Below are 17,156 nucleotides of genomic sequence, written 5' to 3' on the forward strand. Positions count from 1 at the left end.
ATGATTAAGAATTATTTGCAAATAACACCCAAATATTTAAAAATTCAAGGGAAAAGAACTTTATTGACTATTATAGGTATCGTTCTTTCTACTGCTTTAATTGTAGCTGTGGGAACCTTAGGTTTAAGCTTCTGGGATAAACAGTATAAAGAAATTATGAAAAATGAAGGTGCGTATCAAGTATCTATTTCCAGTAATTCTAAAACAAATTCTGAAAAAGTTAAAAATAATGTTTCTGTTTTAGAATCAGGTACAGTGGTGGAGTTAGGTACAGGTGGCAAAAATCTTGTAGATGGCGAAAAAAGCATATTAACTGATGCAAAAGAATTTGATCCTAATGGATATAAAATTTGCGCCTATGATAAAAAAGCCTTAGAAATGTGGCCAATCCTCCTTGCAGAAGGAAGATTGCCAAAGTCCAGTGATGAAATTATTATAGGTAATGAAACTTTACCTTATCTAAAGGGAAAAATTAATTTGGGTGATAAGATTTCTATGGACATGTCACCTAATAATGATAGTAAATCAAAGACCTATACTGTGGTAGGATTTTTAGATTCTAATTTAAACTTTTCAAGGAGGATGGAAGGAGTTACTTTTTATGATGCTAACTTAGGCTTAGGTAATGCAAAGTATACAACTTACATAAGCTTTAAAAATAGTGGCAATGTTCGTGAAGCAACTAGAAAGCTTCTAGCTGATTTAGGAGATAGCAGCGGAAATAGTATTAAGGTTTCTTATAATGAAAAAGTTTTAAGATTTTTGCTACAAAGTGATAACAATGGATATAATATTGCATTAATGTCTGGGTGCATATTTTTAGGCTTGCTTGTAGTTTTCGCTATGAGTGCTGTCATATATAATATCTTTAATATTGCACTTCTTGAGCGTATTTCGCAATTTGGATTGCTTAGATGTATAGGAGCAACTGAAAAACAAATCAGAAAATTAGTATTTAAAGAAGCAACTATTTTAGGTACTATAGGAATTCCAATAGGAATCTTAGTAGGAACTTTTGCTATAAAAGTTTTATTAAATGCCCTTGCTATTATTGTGCCTAATCTACCTTATGGACAACTTAAATTAAGCATATCACCCTATATTATATTTATTAGCGTTATTCTAAGTTTAATTTCTATATACATAGCAGCTTTTGGACCAGCAAGAAAGGCAGGGAAGACATCACCACTTGATGCAATAAGAAATACAGGAAATTTGGGAAAAGAGAAGTTTAAAGGCATAGCTTCAGGAAAATTAGTAAAGAAACTGCTTGGTGCCAAAGGATGGATCGCAAGAAAGAACTTAGGAAGGAATAGAAAAAGATTCTCTATAACTGTATTTTCTATGGTTATAAGTATTGTGCTATTAATTGTATTTAGTAGTATTATTGACCTAACTTACAAAACTGGAATAGATGATAGTGATAACGAATTTTATCATTTTCAGATATCACATAAGGATAATAGGGGTGATGTAAAACTTACGGAGGAAGATTTTAAAACTATAAGTAGTTTTAGTGAAGTTGATAAAGTATATAAAATGTATTATAGATATTTTGATACTAAACAAGGTGACTCAATAGGAGATGAAGTATTAGTTTATGACAATCTAGTTAGCCCTAGGTTAAAAGAATTCAAAACTGAATGGTTTAATAGCAAAAAAGTATACGATAAATATATTAATTTTGACAGAAGTCAAATAGTAGGGTTATCAGACGAAAACTTATCAACTCTTAATAAGTACTTGCTTAGCGGTGAAATAAATTACAATAAAATGAATAATGAAAAGGGAGTTATCATTGTTAACACAGGATTTAGCTATAATCCTAAAACTAACAAACGTATTATAATGGACAATCTAAATATAAAAGTTGGGGATAAAATACGGTTAAAGGTACCTGTAAGTAGTGATGGTAAAAAATCAAACTCTCTGGATGAATATAAGGAGTATACAGTTCAAGGAATATTAAAGCAGGGAATTTGGGGACAAAAGTTTACTGCCGATGGTGGAATTAATGTATATACTACAGAAAATATATATAGGGAATTAACAAACAAAGATAGAAACCCAGACTATTTAGTAATAAAAATAAAGGATAATAGAGATTCTTCTTCCGTACGAAAATTTTTGACCAGCATGATAAAAAAGTATCCTAATTTTCTTCTAAGGGATCGTGAAGCAGAAATGAAAGAAAATGCACAATATAGCTTAGTAATAAGTATATTTGTATATGGCTTTTTTGCAGTAATTGCAGCCATTAGCTGTGTTAATATTTTTAATACTATTAGTACAAATATTATGCTAAGGACAAGAGAACTTTCTATTTTAAAAGCAATTGGAATGGCAAAGCAGGAAGTTAATAAACTAGTAAGACTAGAATGTGTTTTTTATTCCATAGTAGCTATTGTAATAGGAAATATATTGGGTGTAGTAGGTTCCTATATGTTATATAAAATGTTTTGTAGTGCTGTAGAAATTCAATGGAGCATGCCTTGGGGTGCTGTGTTTGCATCTTCTGTTGGAACTGTTGGTATAACCATGCTAGCTAGTTATTTTCCATTAAAAAGAGTTAACAAGATGGCAATCGTGGAAGGAATAAATAATGCAGAATAGTTTAGCGGGTTTATAGAGGTAATAAGTAAAAGAATATAGGTACGTGCGTAACCATTAAACTGCCAGCTTAGGTTGGTAGTTTATTTTTATACAATTTAAATTTCATTCAATGTCAGAAACGGTGCTTAGGATAGTTGGATTTTATCAAGAAAGTAGAAATGAGTTATGGTAAAATGTACATATAAAAATTACAAGATAAAAAATAACTTTATATAGATTAGAAGGGAATAAATTATGGATAGAAAAGTTAGGATTTTAGTAGTTGAAGATGACAATGATATTAATAAATTACTTTGTAGTATTTTTGAAAATAAGGGATATAGATCTAGAGCGGCTTTTTCAGGAACAGAAGCTTTAATGTGTGTAGAAAATGAAAAGTGGGATATGATTTTACTGGATTTGATGATTCCAGGGCTTAGTGGAGAAGAAGCTATATTAAAAATAAGAGAAATCACAAAAGCTCCAATCATTATTGTGAGCGCAAAAACATCTAAAAAAACTAAGCTGGAATTATTAGAAAAAGGAGCTGATGATTTTATTTGTAAGCCTTTTGATCCAGACGAAGTGGTTGCAAGAGTTAATTCTAATTTGAGAAGATATTTAGAATTTTCTACAGATGAGAAAAAGAAAAATAACATTTTGAGTTATAAAGATATTACGCTAAATACAGAAAGTAAGGAAGTAAAAGTTGGACAAACCATAGTTGTGTTAACTGCAAGAGAATTTGCAGTGTTAGAGTTATTGTTAAATAATCCTAATAAGGTGTACAGTAAATCTAACATTTTTGAAAGTATATGGGGTGAAGAATTTTTAGGTGATGATAACACTGTAAATGTACATGTAAGTAGATTAAGAAATAAGTTATCTAGAGCTAATAGTAATGGTGAAGATTACATAGAAACAGTTTGGGCAATGGGGTATAGATTAAGGAAATAGCTAATTGAAATTTAATATAAAAAATATTTATTAAAAAGATTTAATACTTTTGAAAGGTTTTAGCAAGGTTTTCTTATAAAAGATTGTTTATTATAAAAGCATGATTTATAAGAGGAGGTAAGGACTAAAATGAATGAATATGCAATTAGAGCTAGTAATATTACAAAAATATATAGAAAGCATAAGGTGTTAGACAACCTATCCATTAATATTAGAAAAGGTGATATATATGGGTTTATAGGAAAAAATGGCGCTGGTAAAACAACTATGCTTAGGGTACTTACAGGACTTGTTATACATAATGAGGGACAAGTTGAACTATTTGGACATAGTGAAGATAAAGAAGTTATAAAGGGAAGAGAAAGAATTGGTGCATTAATAGAAGCACCAGCTCTATATCTTAATATGACCGCGAAAGAAAATCTTGAACTTGTCAGAATTCAAAGAGGAATTCCAGGAACTAAGTGTATTGATGAAGCTCTAAATCTAGTAGGACTTAAGGATGTAGAGAAAAAGAAAATCAAGAATTTCTCATTAGGAATGAAACAACGATTAGGAATTGCTATAGCTTTATTAAGTGATCCAGAAGTTTTAATTTTAGATGAACCTATAAATGGGCTAGATCCAATTGGAATAAAAGAAATAAGAGAACTTTTACTTAAATTAAATAAAGAAAGAGGAACTACTGTTTTAATATCAAGTCATATATTATCTGAGCTTACTCATATTTCAAATAGATATGGCTTTATAAATGATGGGAAATTGGTTGAAGAAATAAATGTAAGTGAACTTTCTAGTAAATGTAGAACCCATATTCACTTGAAAACAAGTGATTCTTCAGATGTTTCACTTATTCTAGAAAATGAGCTTAGAATAGAAGATTATGAAGTTTTTTCAGATAACATTATAAGAATATATGATGAATTTGACGAGGAAAAGATTACTCTGGCTCTAGCTAAACATAACATAGGAGTTAAAGAAATAATGAAAATGGGTGAATCTCTTGAAGATTATTTTACTAAGCTAGTTGGAGGACAAGATAATGAGTAATTTAATTAGAGGGGAATTTTATAAATTAAGAAAAAGTAAATATTTTATTGGAATGATTTTTTTGGCATTAGTGGCTTCATTTTTTTTGATGAATGGTTTCGATTCAAATGTGCAGAGATTAAGGGGAGCACATCCTGAACTTGTAAATGGGATGTATTCAATAAAATATGCATTTGAATGCATTTTATTTACAAGTTATATATTTGCGTTATTTGCAGGAGAATTTATCGCTAAAGATTTAAAAAATAATATGAGTAAAACTTTTACTTATGGATATGAGAGAAGTAAATTTATATTAAGCAAGTTAATAGTTTTTATAATATCTTCTTTATTTCTAGAATTAATTTATACAACAATTTTAGTTATATATGCTTCAATCAGCTACGGATTTTGTGAAGCTTTAAATTATAGCACTATATTATACCTAATTAGAGTAGTTGTTATTGGAATAATGTATAATGTAGCAACAATATCTATAGTTGCTATGATTGCCATAATAACAAAGAGTAATTTGTGTACAGTTGTTTCACCAATTTTATTTATATTACCCTTTTCAGCATTATCTTTTACATCATATATTTCAATTATAGCTACATACGCATGTCCTTTTGTCATTGGTGAAGGAGCAATAGCTAGATTTGCACCAAAGTCAGATATCATAATTGGAATAATTTCATCAGTGATAACTTTTATAATAACAATTGGAGTAAGCCTATTATATGTAAAACATGAGGATATTAAGTAATTAAGATAAACAGAGCTCTTGGCTTCAGAGAGACCAAATGTTAAGCAGATATCCAAAATCTTCGATTTTGAGATAGTCTCTTACACAGGTGTGATGATTTGGTGCGAATCGCTTTCGCAGAGTGCAATGGGAGTATTAGAACGGGTAGTCATCGGATAAAAAATTTATTATATAAATTAGGAGAATTGAGATGTACTTATTAGCTATTATTTTAATGGTGATTTTTATGATTATATTTTTAATGGCAATGTGGATTAAATTATTTTCATATAAGCGACAAATACGAGATATTACTAATCAGATTAGAGCCTTTAAAGAGAGAAAAACAAACAAAAAGATTAGTACTCAAATAGTAGATAAAGATATAGAAGAGCTTGCTTTGCGGATTAATGAGTACTTAGAACTCTATAAAAGAAATGAACAAGAAAAGATAATATTTGAAAATACATTAAAACAAGGAATAGCTAATATGTCTCATGATTTAAGAACCCCATTAACTTCAATAATAGGATATTTAAAGTTACTTCAAAATGATGAAATAGATAAAAAAGAAGCACTGGATATACTTAAAAATAAAACTAATAAATTAAATGTACTTGTAAATGATTTTTTTGAGTTAGCTTCAATAGAAAGTGAAGATTATGAACTAGATATGACAAAAGTAAATTTAACTAATGTAGTACGTGATGAAATCTTATCATTTTATGAAGCTTTTCAAAGCAAAGGACTTGAACCAAAGATAAATATTTTGGATAAACCAATTTTTATAATGAGTGATATGGACAGTTTAGAGAGAATAATAGATAATTTAATTTCTAATACATTAAAATATGCAGAAAAAGACATAGAAATAAATTTAGAAGAATCCAATGATAAAGTTATTTTAAAAATCTCCAATATATGCACAAGCATTGATGAAAAAGATGTATTACATATGTTTGATAGATTTTATATGGCAGATAAGGTGAGAAAAGGACAAGGAGCAGGACTTGGTCTTTCTATTGTAAGAAGTTTAATGGAAAAGATGGATGGACTCATAACCTCAAGGTGTGAACAAAATAGGCTCTCTATAATATGCGAATGGAAATACATAGAATAATATTATTTTATATATTTATATTTGATTAAAGACTGCTGTTCATTTTTTAAGAAAGATTGGATTTGATTTTGTCTTTATATTTATAGATTGACATAATTTACATTATCCTTTAATATATAAAATATAATTGAAAAATTCACAATTACATGCATGTTTAAAAAATTTTTAAACAAAAGAGTCACATAACTGGCGGAAGTGGAGTTTACCACAGGGAGTGTGACTTGTAAAGTAGAATGTCGACCGCCTGGGCAAATGTCCAGGGGGTTTTACGTTTTTTTGTTAACTCCTGGACATCTTTAATTAAAATAGGAATAAAAAATAAAAGAAAAATTAGAGATGGAGGTATTTTGAAATGGGTTTTAAATCAGATATCGAAATAGCGCAGGAGTGTAAACCACAAGACATTAGGGAAATTGCTTCAAAAATAGGTGTTTCCGAGGACGACATAGAGCTTTATGGAAAATATAAAGCAAAAGTAGATTACAATCTTTTGAAGAAAACACCAGGAAAAAATGGTAAGTTAATATTATGTACAGCAATCAATCCAACACCAGCAGGTGAAGGAAAAACTACTACATCAATAGGTGTAGCAGATGCTTTATCAAAAATAGGTAAAAATACAATAGTTGCATTAAGAGAACCTTCACTAGGACCTGTATTTGGAGTAAAAGGAGGAGCAGCAGGCGGCGGATACGCTCAAGTTGTTCCAATGGAAGATATAAACCTTCACTTTACAGGTGATTTCCATGCAATAGGTGCAGCAAACAACCTTTTAGCTGCAATGATAGACAACCATATATATCAAGGAAACGCTTTAGATATCGACCCAAGAAGAATTGTTTGGAGAAGATGCGTTGACATGAACGACAGACAATTAAGATTTGTTGTTGATGGTATGGGTGGAAAAGCAAATGGAATGCCAAGAGAAGATGGATTTGACATTACTGTTGCTTCAGAAATAATGGCTATATTCTGTTTAGCAACTGACATAAATGATTTAAAAGAAAGATTAGCTAGAATAGTTGTAGGTTATACAAGAAGTGGAGCTCCAGTAACAGCTGGACAAATAAATGCTCACGGTGCTATGGCTGCATTACTTAAAGATGCTTTAAAACCAAATTTAGTTCAAACACTTGAAGGAACACCAGCATTTGTACATGGTGGACCATTTGCAAATATAGCTCATGGATGTAACTCAATAATGGCTACAAGAATGGCTACTCATTTTGCTGATTATGTAGTTACAGAAGCAGGATTCGGTGCTGACCTTGGAGCTGAAAAGTTCCTAGACATTAAATGTAGAATGGCTGGATTAAAACCAGATGCTGTTGTAATAGTTGCTACAGTAAGAGCGCTAAAATACAATGGAGGAGTACCAAAGGCTGAATTAAATAATGAAAACTTAGAAGCTCTTGAAAAAGGACTTCCAAACTTATTAAAACACGTTGAAAATATAACTAAAGTATATAAATTGCCAGCAGTAGTAGCAATAAATGCATTCCCAACTGATACAGAAGCAGAGTTGAAACTAGTTGAAACAAAGTGTAAGGAATTAGGAGTTAATGTTAAACTTTCAGAAGTTTGGGCAAAAGGCGGAGAAGGTGGAGTTGAAGTAGCTAAAGAAGTAGTTAGATTAATAGAAGCAGGCGAAAATGAATTCCAATTCTCTTATGATGTTGAACTTCCAATAAGAGATAAAATAAGAGCTATATCTCAAAAGATATATGGAGCTGATGGTGTAATATTTACAGATCAAGCTAACAAAGAAATTGATGAATTAGAGAAGAATGGATTTGGAAAAACTCCAGTATGTATGGCAAAAACTCAGTACTCCTTAACTGATGACCAAACTAAACTTGGAAGACCTACAGGATTTAATATAACTGTAAGACAAGTAACAATTTCAGCAGGTGCAGGTTTTGTTGTTGCAGTAACTGGAGCAATAATGAAAATGCCAGGACTTCCTAAAGTTCCAGCAGCTGAAAAAATAGATGTTAATGAAAACGGAATAATAAGTGGATTATTCTAAAGAATTTTTAATAATGGGGCATTTAATAGAAAAGAGATTCAATTACTAATTGGAATAAAAATGTTTTAAAATAAAACTGGCTTAGTATTATGATATTAAGCCAGTTTTTTTATAGATAAAAAATTAGATTTTACAAATTCATACTATCTTTTTTAAGGCATAATTAGTATAGTGAAATTATTAACATTGAAAAATTCAATTATTGATACTATTTTTTTAGGATTATATACGAAATTTTTAATTAAAAAGAGCTATTAACAGTTTGTTAATATGTATATTTAATTTGGAGGTTAAAATTTAATATAAAATTTAACTATATTTTATTATTATCCTTATAAATTGCTCTATTTATTGTTATTTTTACAAATTATTTAATACACATTAAAGGTTAATTATATAATTCAGACTAGTGGAACTATTGAAATTGGCTCACTATTGCAACTTATTCAATGAATGAAATCTTTTATTTGTAAAATTAAAAAAATGTCATTTTGACGAGAATTATGTTATAATCAAGTTGTACTATAAAAATTATAGTGTAACCGTAATCATAATATATAACAAGGAGGTACGTCTTATGGATAATAAATTATCTAAAGATGCATATGGTGGCGTAGCTGGTAAAGACTATGTTCCTTACGTTTCTAGTGGTTCTAAATCTGGTGGAAACGTTGCCGTATTAATAATCGGTATTATTTTAGCTGTTTTATTCGCAGCATCAACTGCCTATTCAGGTATGAAATCAGGGCTTACAGTTGCGGCTGGTATACCTGGTTCTATAATAGGTTCAGCTTTTATAGCTGCATTTGCTAAACAAAAAGGTATCCTTGGCAAAAACTTAGTTCAAGGTATGGCAAGTGGTGGAGAATCAGTTGCTAGTGGTATAATATTCGTTTTACCAGCAATTCTTCTAATAGGTGCTAAAGTTAGTTTCTTAGAAGGTTTTGTTGTTGGTGTAGGTGGAGTTTTATTCGGTATAGGAATAGCTTCTCTTGTTCACAATTACTTAATGGTTGAAGAGCACGGTAAATTGATGTATCCTGAGTCAATGGCTATATCTGAAACACTTGTTGCTTCAGAAGGTGCTGGAGACTCAATGAAGTACATGGGAATCGGTTTCGGAATAGGTGGTATTATAACTGTTATAACTAGTTCATTTTTAAATGTAGCTAACAACGTTATAAGCTATGTAAACGAAACTTTCTACAAGTGGAAATTTGAAGTTGAAGTTAACCCTCTATTATTAGGTATAGGATTCATAGTTGGTTTAGATGTTTCTTTAACTATGTTTGCTGGTTCTATATTATCTAACTTCGGTATTATGCCTTTAATAGGTTATTTTGCTGCTCTTGGAAAAGACGGCGCAACTGTATGGAATAATCCTAATGTTGCTATAAACGCAATGCAAGTTAAACATATAGCTGGTAGTTATGTAAAATATATAGGCGCTGGTATGATGCTTTCTGGTGGTTTAATAGGTGCTATAAAGCTTATACCTACTATAATATCTTCTATAAAAGAAACTCTTAATGCTAAGTCTTCAAATGGTGCTGGCAGTTCATCTGTTGGAAACATAATATTACTTGGTGGTATAGTAATAGGTTTCATAGGAGGTTTCGTGGTATCTGGTGGTAATATAGTAATGGCAATAGTTGCTGCTATTTTATCATTATTCTTATCATTACTATTTGTTATAGTTGCTGGTCGTTTAACTGGTACTATAGGAACTTCAAACCTTCCTGTATCTGGTATGACTATAGCTTCTATAGTTATTGTAACATTATTATTCGTTGTAATGGGATGGAAAAATCCTCAAAACAATAAATCTTTACTTTTATTTGGTACATTTATAGTTACTGCTATATCTATAGCTGGTGGCTACTGTCAATCACAAAAAGTTACTTTCATAATAGGTGGCGACAAAAATGAAATGCAAAAATACTTTGCTATAGCTGGTGTAGTTGGTGTTACAGTAGTTATTGGTACTATATTAGTACTTTCTAGCCAACTTGCGATGACTGGTGATAACGTTCCATTTGCACTACCTCAAGCTAACTTAATGTCAACATTAACTGCTGGTATAATGTCAGGTAAATTACCTTGGGTTATGATAATTGTTGGTGCTGTTATGGGAGTTGTTTTATTCTTATTAAACCTTCCTGTAATGACAATTGCTATAGGATTCTACTTACCAATATCTACAACTTCTATAATATTAATAGGCGCATTAGTTCGTCTATTTATAGAAAAAACTTGTAAATCTGAAACAGAAAAAGAAGTTAAAGTTTCTAATGGTATAAGTTTATCTTCTGGACTTGTTGCCGGTGGTTCTATATTAGGACTTGTAGGTATAATACTTCAAGTATCAGGTGTTATAAAAGGAGCTGGCCCAAGTGGATTCACTGCTTCTAATGGAATGGCAGTTATAATATTAGTAGGTTTAATAGTAGCTACTATAATACCTATAATGAACAGTAAGGTAAAAAATGCTAAACAATAACGAAGATGTTTTAAATATAATATTTAAAATCTCCGACAATTTAGAATATGAAGTAGATAAAGACAATATTGTGACTATACTTGAAAAACAAGATCATAAGGTCCAAAAGTTCTTTAGAAAACTTAAATTCAGAATTCCAGAATATAAAAAAACTTCTCTAGATGAATACGGAAGTTATGTATTTTTACAAATAGATGGCAGGAAAACAGTAAAAGATATTGGAGAAGATCTAGAAGCAAAGTACGGTGATAAAGCTCACCCACTTTATGAAAGATTGTTGTTATTCTTAAATCATATCGACGTTAATTGTCACTATATAGAAAAAACAAATTTTTAATACAAAAGATGGCACTGCATTGCAGCTGCCATCTTTATTTATTGTCAAAAAAGACTATAAGCCTTAAATTGATAAGGTTTATGGGCTCTTGTTGTTTATATCTTGGTGTAAAGACCTTCGAATCAATATAAAGAAATGATAGAGCCAATTTTAAAATATTAAATACAATAAGTAAGTTGGAGTTTGCAATAAATTAGAAATTAAAAAAATTCACAAATTATTAATAATTTTAGCAAATAATGATTATAATGAATTTTCTGATATTTAAAAATTCAAGATGGCGATAAGCCCTTTTTAATGATTATATATCTGATTATACATTGTCTTTTATTAAAAGGGATTATTTACAGCTTTTAACTTGTATGCTTGTTCTGAAAACTAAAATTTCATATAGAATCTAAACATATTTTATCATTATTGTTATAGTAAACACAATTTAATATTATATTTATAATTTAACCCATACTGTTACAAAAAGCTCTATGCCCTTTAAATTTAAATTGTATAATTCTAGCTAGTGGTAATATTGCATTTTTATTAACAAATAAGTTTCTTTATTTTTAAAATTGGCAAAATTCTTTCTAATAATAATTGTGTTATAATTGTGTCTACTAAATATAAAAGGAGGTACGCATTATGGATCATAAGTTATCTAAAGATGCATATGGGGGAGTAGCTGGTAAAGACTACGTTCCTTATGTTTCCAGTGGTTCTAAATCTGGTGGAAACACTGCTGTATTAATTATTGGTATTATTTTAGCTGCTCTATTCGCAGCATCAACTGCCTATTCAGGTATGAAATCAGGACTTACAGTTGCTGCTGGTATACCTGGTTCTATAATAGGTTCCGCATTTATAGCTGCATTTGCTAAGCAAAAAGGTATCCTTGGCAAAAACTTACTTCAAGGTATGGCAAGTGGTGGAGAATCAGTTGCAAGTGGTATAATATTTGTTTTACCAGCAGTTCTTCTAATAGGTTCTAAAGTTACTTTCTTAGAAGGTTTTGTTGTTGGTGTAGGTGGAGTTTTATTCGGTATAGGAATAGCTTCTCTTGTTTATAATTACTTAATCGTTGAAGAACATGGTAAATTAATGTACCCTGAGTCAATGGCTATATCTGAAACACTTGTTGCTTCAGAAGGTGCTGGAGAATCAATGAAGTACATGGGAATAGGCTTTGGAATAGGCGGTATTATAACTGTTATAACTAGTTCGTTTTTAAATGTAGCTAACAATGTTATAAGCTATGTAAATGAAACTTTCTACAAGTGGAAATTTGAAGTTGAAGTTAACCCTCTATTATTAGGTATAGGATTCATAGTTGGTTTAGATGTTTCTTTAACTATGTTTGCTGGTTCTATATTATCTAACTTCGCTATTATGCCTTTAATAGGTTATTTCGCTGCTCTTGGACAAGACGGTGCAACTGTATGGAATAATCCTAATGTTGCTATTAACGCTATGCAGGTTAAACATATAGCTGGTAGTTATGTAAAATATATCGGTGCTGGTATGATGCTTTCTGGTGGTTTAATAGGTGCTATAAAGCTTATACCTACAATAGTATCTTCCATAAAAGAAACTATTAATGCTAAGTCTTCAAATGGTGCTGGCAGTTCATCTGCTGGAAACATAATAATAATTGGTGGTATAGTAATAGGTTTCATAGGCGGTTTCTTGATATCTGGTGGTAATATAGTAATGGCAATAGCTGCTTCTATTTTATCATTATTCTTATCATTACTATTTGTTATAGTTTCTGGCCGTTTAACTGGTACTATAGGAACTTCGAACCTTCCTGTATCCGGTATGACTATAGCTTCTATAGTTGTTGTAACATTATTATTCGTTGCAATGGGATGGAAAAATCCTGAAAGTAATAGATCATTACTTTTATTTGGTACCTTTATAGTTACTGCTATAGCTATGGCTGGTGGTTATTCTCAATCACAAAAAGTTACTTTCATAATAGGCGGCGACAAAAATGAAATGCAAAAATATTTTGCTATAGCTGGTATAGCTGGTGTTACAGTAGTTGTTGGTACTATATTACTACTTTCTAGCCAACTTGCAATGACTGGTGATAACGTTCCATTTGCACTACCTCAAGCTAACTTAATGTCAACATTAACTGCTGGTATAATGTCAGGTAAATTACCTTGGGTTATGGTAATTGCTGGTGCTGTTATGGGAGTTGTTTTATTCTTATTAAATCTTCCTGTAATGACAGTTGCTATAGGATTCTACTTACCAATATCTACAACTTCAATAATATTAATAGGTGCATTAGTTCGCGTATTTATAGAGAGAACTTCTAAAACTGATAAAGAAAAAGAAGCTAAAGTTTCTAATGGTATAAGTTTATCTTCTGGACTTGTTGCCGGTGGCTCTATAATAGGACTTGTAGGTATTATACTTCAAGTGTCAGGTGTTATAAAAGGAGCTGGACCAAGTGGATTCACTGCTTCTAATGGAATGGCAGTTATAATATTAGTAGCTCTAATAATAGCTACTATAATACCTATAGTGAACAGTAAGGTAAAAAATGCTAAACAATAACGAAGAGGTTTTAAGTATAATATTTAAAATCTCTGATACCTTAGAATATGAAGTATCCAAAGACAATATTGTAACTATACTTGAAAAACAAGATCATAAGATACAAAAGTTCTTTAGAAAGCTTAAATTCAGAATTCCAGAATATAAAAAAATTACTCTGGATGAATACGGAAGTTATGTATTTTTACAAATAGATGGCAGGAAAACAGTAAAAGATATTGGAGAAAATCTAGAAACAAAGTACGGTGACAAAGCACACCCGCTTTATGAAAGATTATTGTTATTCTTAAACCATATCGACGTTAATTGTCACTATATAGAAAAAACAAATTTCTAAGATATAGAAGATGGCGCTGCATTTCAGCTGCCATCTTTTTTATTAGCCAATTCTCTATTTTCATTAGTACTCTCGAGGTATGTAAACAAAATAGGAAGCGAAAAAGTTCAGTAAAATGTGGTGAAGTTCACCACATTTTTGTTTTATAAAAAACAAAAGGGTTCTTATAAAGTAAAATAAAAAGCCTATAAGCCTTAAAACGATAAGGCCTATAGGCTTTTGCTGTCTAAACAGAAAACACAAGGAAATTATACCAAATATGTAATTTTGCAGTTTAATTTACTTTAATGTATAATTGTGTGTGACTACTGGAATAAGACCTTTGTTAAAAAGGTCTGAAATTCTACAGATAAAAGACTAATAAGAGAATACGGAGGAAGATATTTATGGAAATTACTAAAGAACCTATTATAAACATAAGAGACTTAAGAATAAATTTTGGTGAAAAACAGGTGTTAAATGGAATAAATTTAGATGTATACAGAGGTCAGATTATAGGATATATAGGACCAAATGGAGCAGGCAAAAGTACTACGATAAAGATATTACTTGGGCTTATAGAAGGATATACAGGGGAAGTCAGGATTTTAGGACAGGACATATCAGATGGAAATATAGAATACAAGAAAAAAATAGGATATGTTCCTGAAACTGCAGAAATATATGATAGCCTTACAGCAAGGGAATACTTGACCTTTATAGGGGAGCTGTATGGCTTAGATTATGAGGATGTTGATCAAAAAGCACAGAAGCTTATGAAAATTTTCGGGATAGAAGGGGTATATGATTCTAGAATGACTTCTTATTCCAAAGGTATGAGACAAAAGGTGCTCATAATATCAAGCTTGCTGCATAATCCTGATATATTGTTTTGGGACGAGCCTTTAAGTGGATTAGATGCCAATAGTGTTATGATTGTAAAAGAAATACTAAGTGAATTAATGGCACAAGGAAAAACTATATTTTACTCATCCCATATAATGGACGTAGTTGAAAAGATAAGTAATAGAATAATACTAATTAAAAGTGGACAAGTAGCTGTTGACGGAAGCTTTGATGAATTAAAGCATAGATGCAAGGATGGGTCCTTGGAGGATATATTTAATGAGCTAACTGGATTTAAAGAGTACAAGTCAATAGCTGAGGAGTTTGTATCTATAGTTAGAGGTGAAAAATAATGAAGGACTTTAAGGTATTGAAGTTTTTAGACAGGTTTAAAGGCTTTTTTGAAAAAATTGGCGTAGATTATGATGTAATGAGAAAGATATTACAGATAAAGCTCATTATGGATAGAAGAAGGGTTTCTACCATAATGAATAATTCATCAAAAAATGGAAGTGAGAGTGAAAATAGCTTTAATAAATCTTTATTGTTTTATGCACTTGTCGGTTTAATTATAGCCCCTATAATTTGGGCAAAAGAAAATTTTATATTTCAAATGAGTCTTGTTTTTGGAATATTAATGTTTATGATTACAACTACTTTAATTTCTGATTTTTCTTCAGTGCTTTTAGATGTCAGAGATAAGAATATTATATTTTCAAAACCGGTGAATAGTAAAACCTTAAGTATGGCAAAGATTTTGCATGTATTAACTTATATGGTTCTTATCACTTTTTCATTATCAGGTGTAGGACTCGCCGTAGCTTTATATAGACATGGGATCTTATTCTTTATAATGTTCTTATTAGAAATAATTCTTATGGATTTATTTATAGTAGTTCTAACAGCTTTGTTATATTTGCTGATACTAAAGTTTTTTGATGGAGAAAAGCTAAAGGACATAATAAACTCTGTTCAAATAATTTTATCTATAACTATAACTGTAGGTTATCAATTTATAGGAAGATTATTTGATTTTACTAATATACATATGGCGTTTACTCCAAAATGGTGGCAGTATTTTATAATGCCTATATGGTTTGGAGCTCCTTTTGAATTAATATTACGTGGTAATCATAATATTTATTTTATAATACTTTCAATACTTGCAGTGCTGGTACCTGCAGCTTCAATAATCATATATATAAAACTAATACCGACTTTTGAAAGAAGCTTACAAAAACTAAATAATAATAGTGGTAAATCTAAACAAGAAAACATAAAAATATTTGACAGATTATTAAAGATAATTTGTTTAAGCAGAGAGGAAAGAATATTTTTTAGATTTGCTTCTAATATTATGAGAAACGAAAGGGAATTTAAGCTCAAGGTATATCCTTCCTTAGGCTTTGCTATAATTTTTCCTTTTATATTCATATTTAATCAATTAAAAGCATTAGGATGGAATGGTATAGTTTCCAGTAGGCTGTATTTAAATATATATTTTTGTGCAATAGTAATGCCAACAATAGTTATGATGATGAAATATTCAGGAGGATACAAAGGAGCCTGGGTTTATAAAGCTATTCCTATTAAAAGTGTTGCAGACATATTTAGAGGAACATTAAAAGCCTTTATTTCTAGACTGCTGTTTCCTGTATATATTGTTGAATGCATAATATTTATGTACATATTTGGAGTAAGGATATTCCCAGATTTAATTGTGGTATTTCTAAATATATTATTCTTTACAGTGCTTTGCTTTAGGACGCTAAAAAAGGCATTACCTTTTTCGGAAGCTTTTGGGGTTTCTAGTCAGAGTCAGGGTCTAGTAGTACTTCCACTTATGCTTTTACTTGGAGTTTTAGCAGCAGCACATTATGCTTGTACTTCCATTAACTATGCAGTGTATGTATACATTGTAGTTATGATTATTGTAGATGTGTTTGCATGGAAAAAAGCATTTAATATATCATTGGAGAAGTTGGGGTAAGATGTAGGTACTTAAACTAATAAAACAAATAGAAAATGAAAAGATTCAGTAAAATGTGGTGAATTTCACCACATTTTTGTTTTATAAAGTATGGTTGCTGAATATTTTAAATTTAATTAAAATTTGGGGAACGGTG

General features: G+C 30.4%; 12 protein-coding genes and 1 riboswitch. All 12 genes read left to right on the plus strand.

Translation table 11 applies throughout. The features are described from left to right. The 12 genes from ACZ5N4_RS10870 (at nucleotide 1) to ACZ5N4_RS10925 (ending at nucleotide 17,020) form a co-directional block, all read left to right on the plus strand. Complete coding sequence (locus tag ACZ5N4_RS10870) at nucleotides 1-2,613, plus strand: ABC transporter permease (protein WP_464209821.1); 2,613 nt, start codon at nucleotides 1-3, stop codon at nucleotides 2,611-2,613. 234 nt (nucleotides 2,614-2,847) lie between these two features. Then, entirely contained in the window at nucleotides 2,848-3,549 is a 702-nt protein-coding gene (locus ACZ5N4_RS10875) for a response regulator transcription factor (protein WP_464209823.1), read from the plus strand. A 129-nt stretch (nucleotides 3,550-3,678) separates the two neighbouring features. Continuing rightward, complete coding sequence (locus tag ACZ5N4_RS10880; protein WP_464209825.1) at nucleotides 3,679-4,599, plus strand: ATP-binding cassette domain-containing protein; 921 nt, start codon at nucleotides 3,679-3,681, stop codon at nucleotides 4,597-4,599. After that, on the plus strand, nucleotides 4,592-5,344 hold the full coding sequence (locus ACZ5N4_RS10885) for an ABC transporter permease (RefSeq protein ID WP_464209826.1): 753 nt from the start codon (nucleotides 4,592-4,594) through the stop codon (nucleotides 5,342-5,344). Before ACZ5N4_RS10880 ends, ACZ5N4_RS10885 begins: the two co-directional genes overlap by 8 nt. A 190-nt stretch (nucleotides 5,345-5,534) precedes the next feature. Continuing rightward, nucleotides 5,535-6,443 (plus strand): sensor histidine kinase, encoded by a 909-nt coding sequence (locus tag ACZ5N4_RS10890; RefSeq protein WP_464209828.1) that lies wholly within the window; start codon nucleotides 5,535-5,537, stop codon nucleotides 6,441-6,443. Between the two features lie 172 nt (nucleotides 6,444-6,615). Then, a riboswitch (ZMP/ZTP riboswitch) is annotated at nucleotides 6,616-6,700 on the plus strand. 95 nt (nucleotides 6,701-6,795) lie between these two features. After that, entirely contained in the window at nucleotides 6,796-8,472 is a 1,677-nt protein-coding gene (locus ACZ5N4_RS10895) for a formate--tetrahydrofolate ligase (RefSeq protein WP_464209830.1), read from the plus strand. A gap of 577 nt (nucleotides 8,473-9,049) precedes the next feature. Further along, nucleotides 9,050-10,972, plus strand: coding sequence for an OPT family oligopeptide transporter (locus tag ACZ5N4_RS10900; RefSeq protein ID WP_464209832.1), 1,923 nt, complete (start codon nucleotides 9,050-9,052; stop codon nucleotides 10,970-10,972). Continuing rightward, a complete protein-coding gene (locus tag ACZ5N4_RS10905; RefSeq protein WP_464209834.1) occupies nucleotides 10,959-11,309 on the plus strand; it encodes a PqqD family protein in 351 nt (116 codons plus the stop codon). The genes ACZ5N4_RS10900 and ACZ5N4_RS10905 overlap by 14 nt, the downstream gene beginning before the upstream one ends. Before the next feature lie 636 nt (nucleotides 11,310-11,945). Further along, nucleotides 11,946-13,868: an OPT family oligopeptide transporter gene (locus ACZ5N4_RS10910; protein WP_464209836.1), complete on the plus strand. Its 1,923-nt coding sequence runs from the start codon at nucleotides 11,946-11,948 to the stop codon at nucleotides 13,866-13,868. Then, nucleotides 13,855-14,205: a PqqD family protein gene (locus ACZ5N4_RS10915; protein WP_464209837.1), complete on the plus strand. Its 351-nt coding sequence runs from the start codon at nucleotides 13,855-13,857 to the stop codon at nucleotides 14,203-14,205. The genes ACZ5N4_RS10910 and ACZ5N4_RS10915 overlap by 14 nt, the downstream gene beginning before the upstream one ends. A gap of 386 nt (nucleotides 14,206-14,591) precedes the next feature. Continuing rightward, the gene (locus tag ACZ5N4_RS10920; RefSeq protein WP_464209839.1) at nucleotides 14,592-15,383 is read left to right on the plus strand and encodes an ABC transporter ATP-binding protein; all 792 of its coding nucleotides are present in this window, start codon (nucleotides 14,592-14,594) and stop codon (nucleotides 15,381-15,383) included. Continuing rightward, on the plus strand, nucleotides 15,383-17,020 hold the full coding sequence (locus ACZ5N4_RS10925; protein ID WP_464209841.1) for a hypothetical protein: 1,638 nt from the start codon (nucleotides 15,383-15,385) through the stop codon (nucleotides 17,018-17,020). Before ACZ5N4_RS10920 ends, ACZ5N4_RS10925 begins: the two co-directional genes overlap by 1 nt. Nucleotides 17,021-17,156: the final 136 nt, after the last annotated feature.

Source organism: Clostridium nitrophenolicum (genome assembly GCF_055391695.1).

Excerpts from the sequence above, each read along its gene's own strand:
- ACZ5N4_RS10870 (WP_464209821.1), top strand. The coding sequence starts at position 1 with ATGATTAAGAATTATTTGCAAATAACACCCAAATATTTAAAAATTCAA.
- ACZ5N4_RS10875 (WP_464209823.1), top strand. The coding sequence starts at position 2,848 with ATGGATAGAAAAGTTAGGATTTTAGTAGTTGAAGATGACAATGATATT.
- ACZ5N4_RS10880 (WP_464209825.1), top strand. The coding sequence starts at position 3,679 with ATGAATGAATATGCAATTAGAGCTAGTAATATTACAAAAATATATAGA.
- ACZ5N4_RS10885 (WP_464209826.1), top strand. The coding sequence starts at position 4,592 with ATGAGTAATTTAATTAGAGGGGAATTTTATAAATTAAGAAAAAGTAAA.
- ACZ5N4_RS10890 (WP_464209828.1), top strand. The coding sequence starts at position 5,535 with ATGTACTTATTAGCTATTATTTTAATGGTGATTTTTATGATTATATTT.
- ACZ5N4_RS10895 (WP_464209830.1), top strand. The coding sequence starts at position 6,796 with ATGGGTTTTAAATCAGATATCGAAATAGCGCAGGAGTGTAAACCACAA.
- ACZ5N4_RS10900 (WP_464209832.1), top strand. The coding sequence starts at position 9,050 with ATGGATAATAAATTATCTAAAGATGCATATGGTGGCGTAGCTGGTAAA.
- ACZ5N4_RS10905 (WP_464209834.1), top strand. The coding sequence starts at position 10,959 with ATGCTAAACAATAACGAAGATGTTTTAAATATAATATTTAAAATCTCC.
- ACZ5N4_RS10910 (WP_464209836.1), top strand. The coding sequence starts at position 11,946 with ATGGATCATAAGTTATCTAAAGATGCATATGGGGGAGTAGCTGGTAAA.
- ACZ5N4_RS10915 (WP_464209837.1), top strand. The coding sequence starts at position 13,855 with ATGCTAAACAATAACGAAGAGGTTTTAAGTATAATATTTAAAATCTCT.
- ACZ5N4_RS10920 (WP_464209839.1), top strand. The coding sequence starts at position 14,592 with ATGGAAATTACTAAAGAACCTATTATAAACATAAGAGACTTAAGAATA.
- ACZ5N4_RS10925 (WP_464209841.1), top strand. The coding sequence starts at position 15,383 with ATGAAGGACTTTAAGGTATTGAAGTTTTTAGACAGGTTTAAAGGCTTT.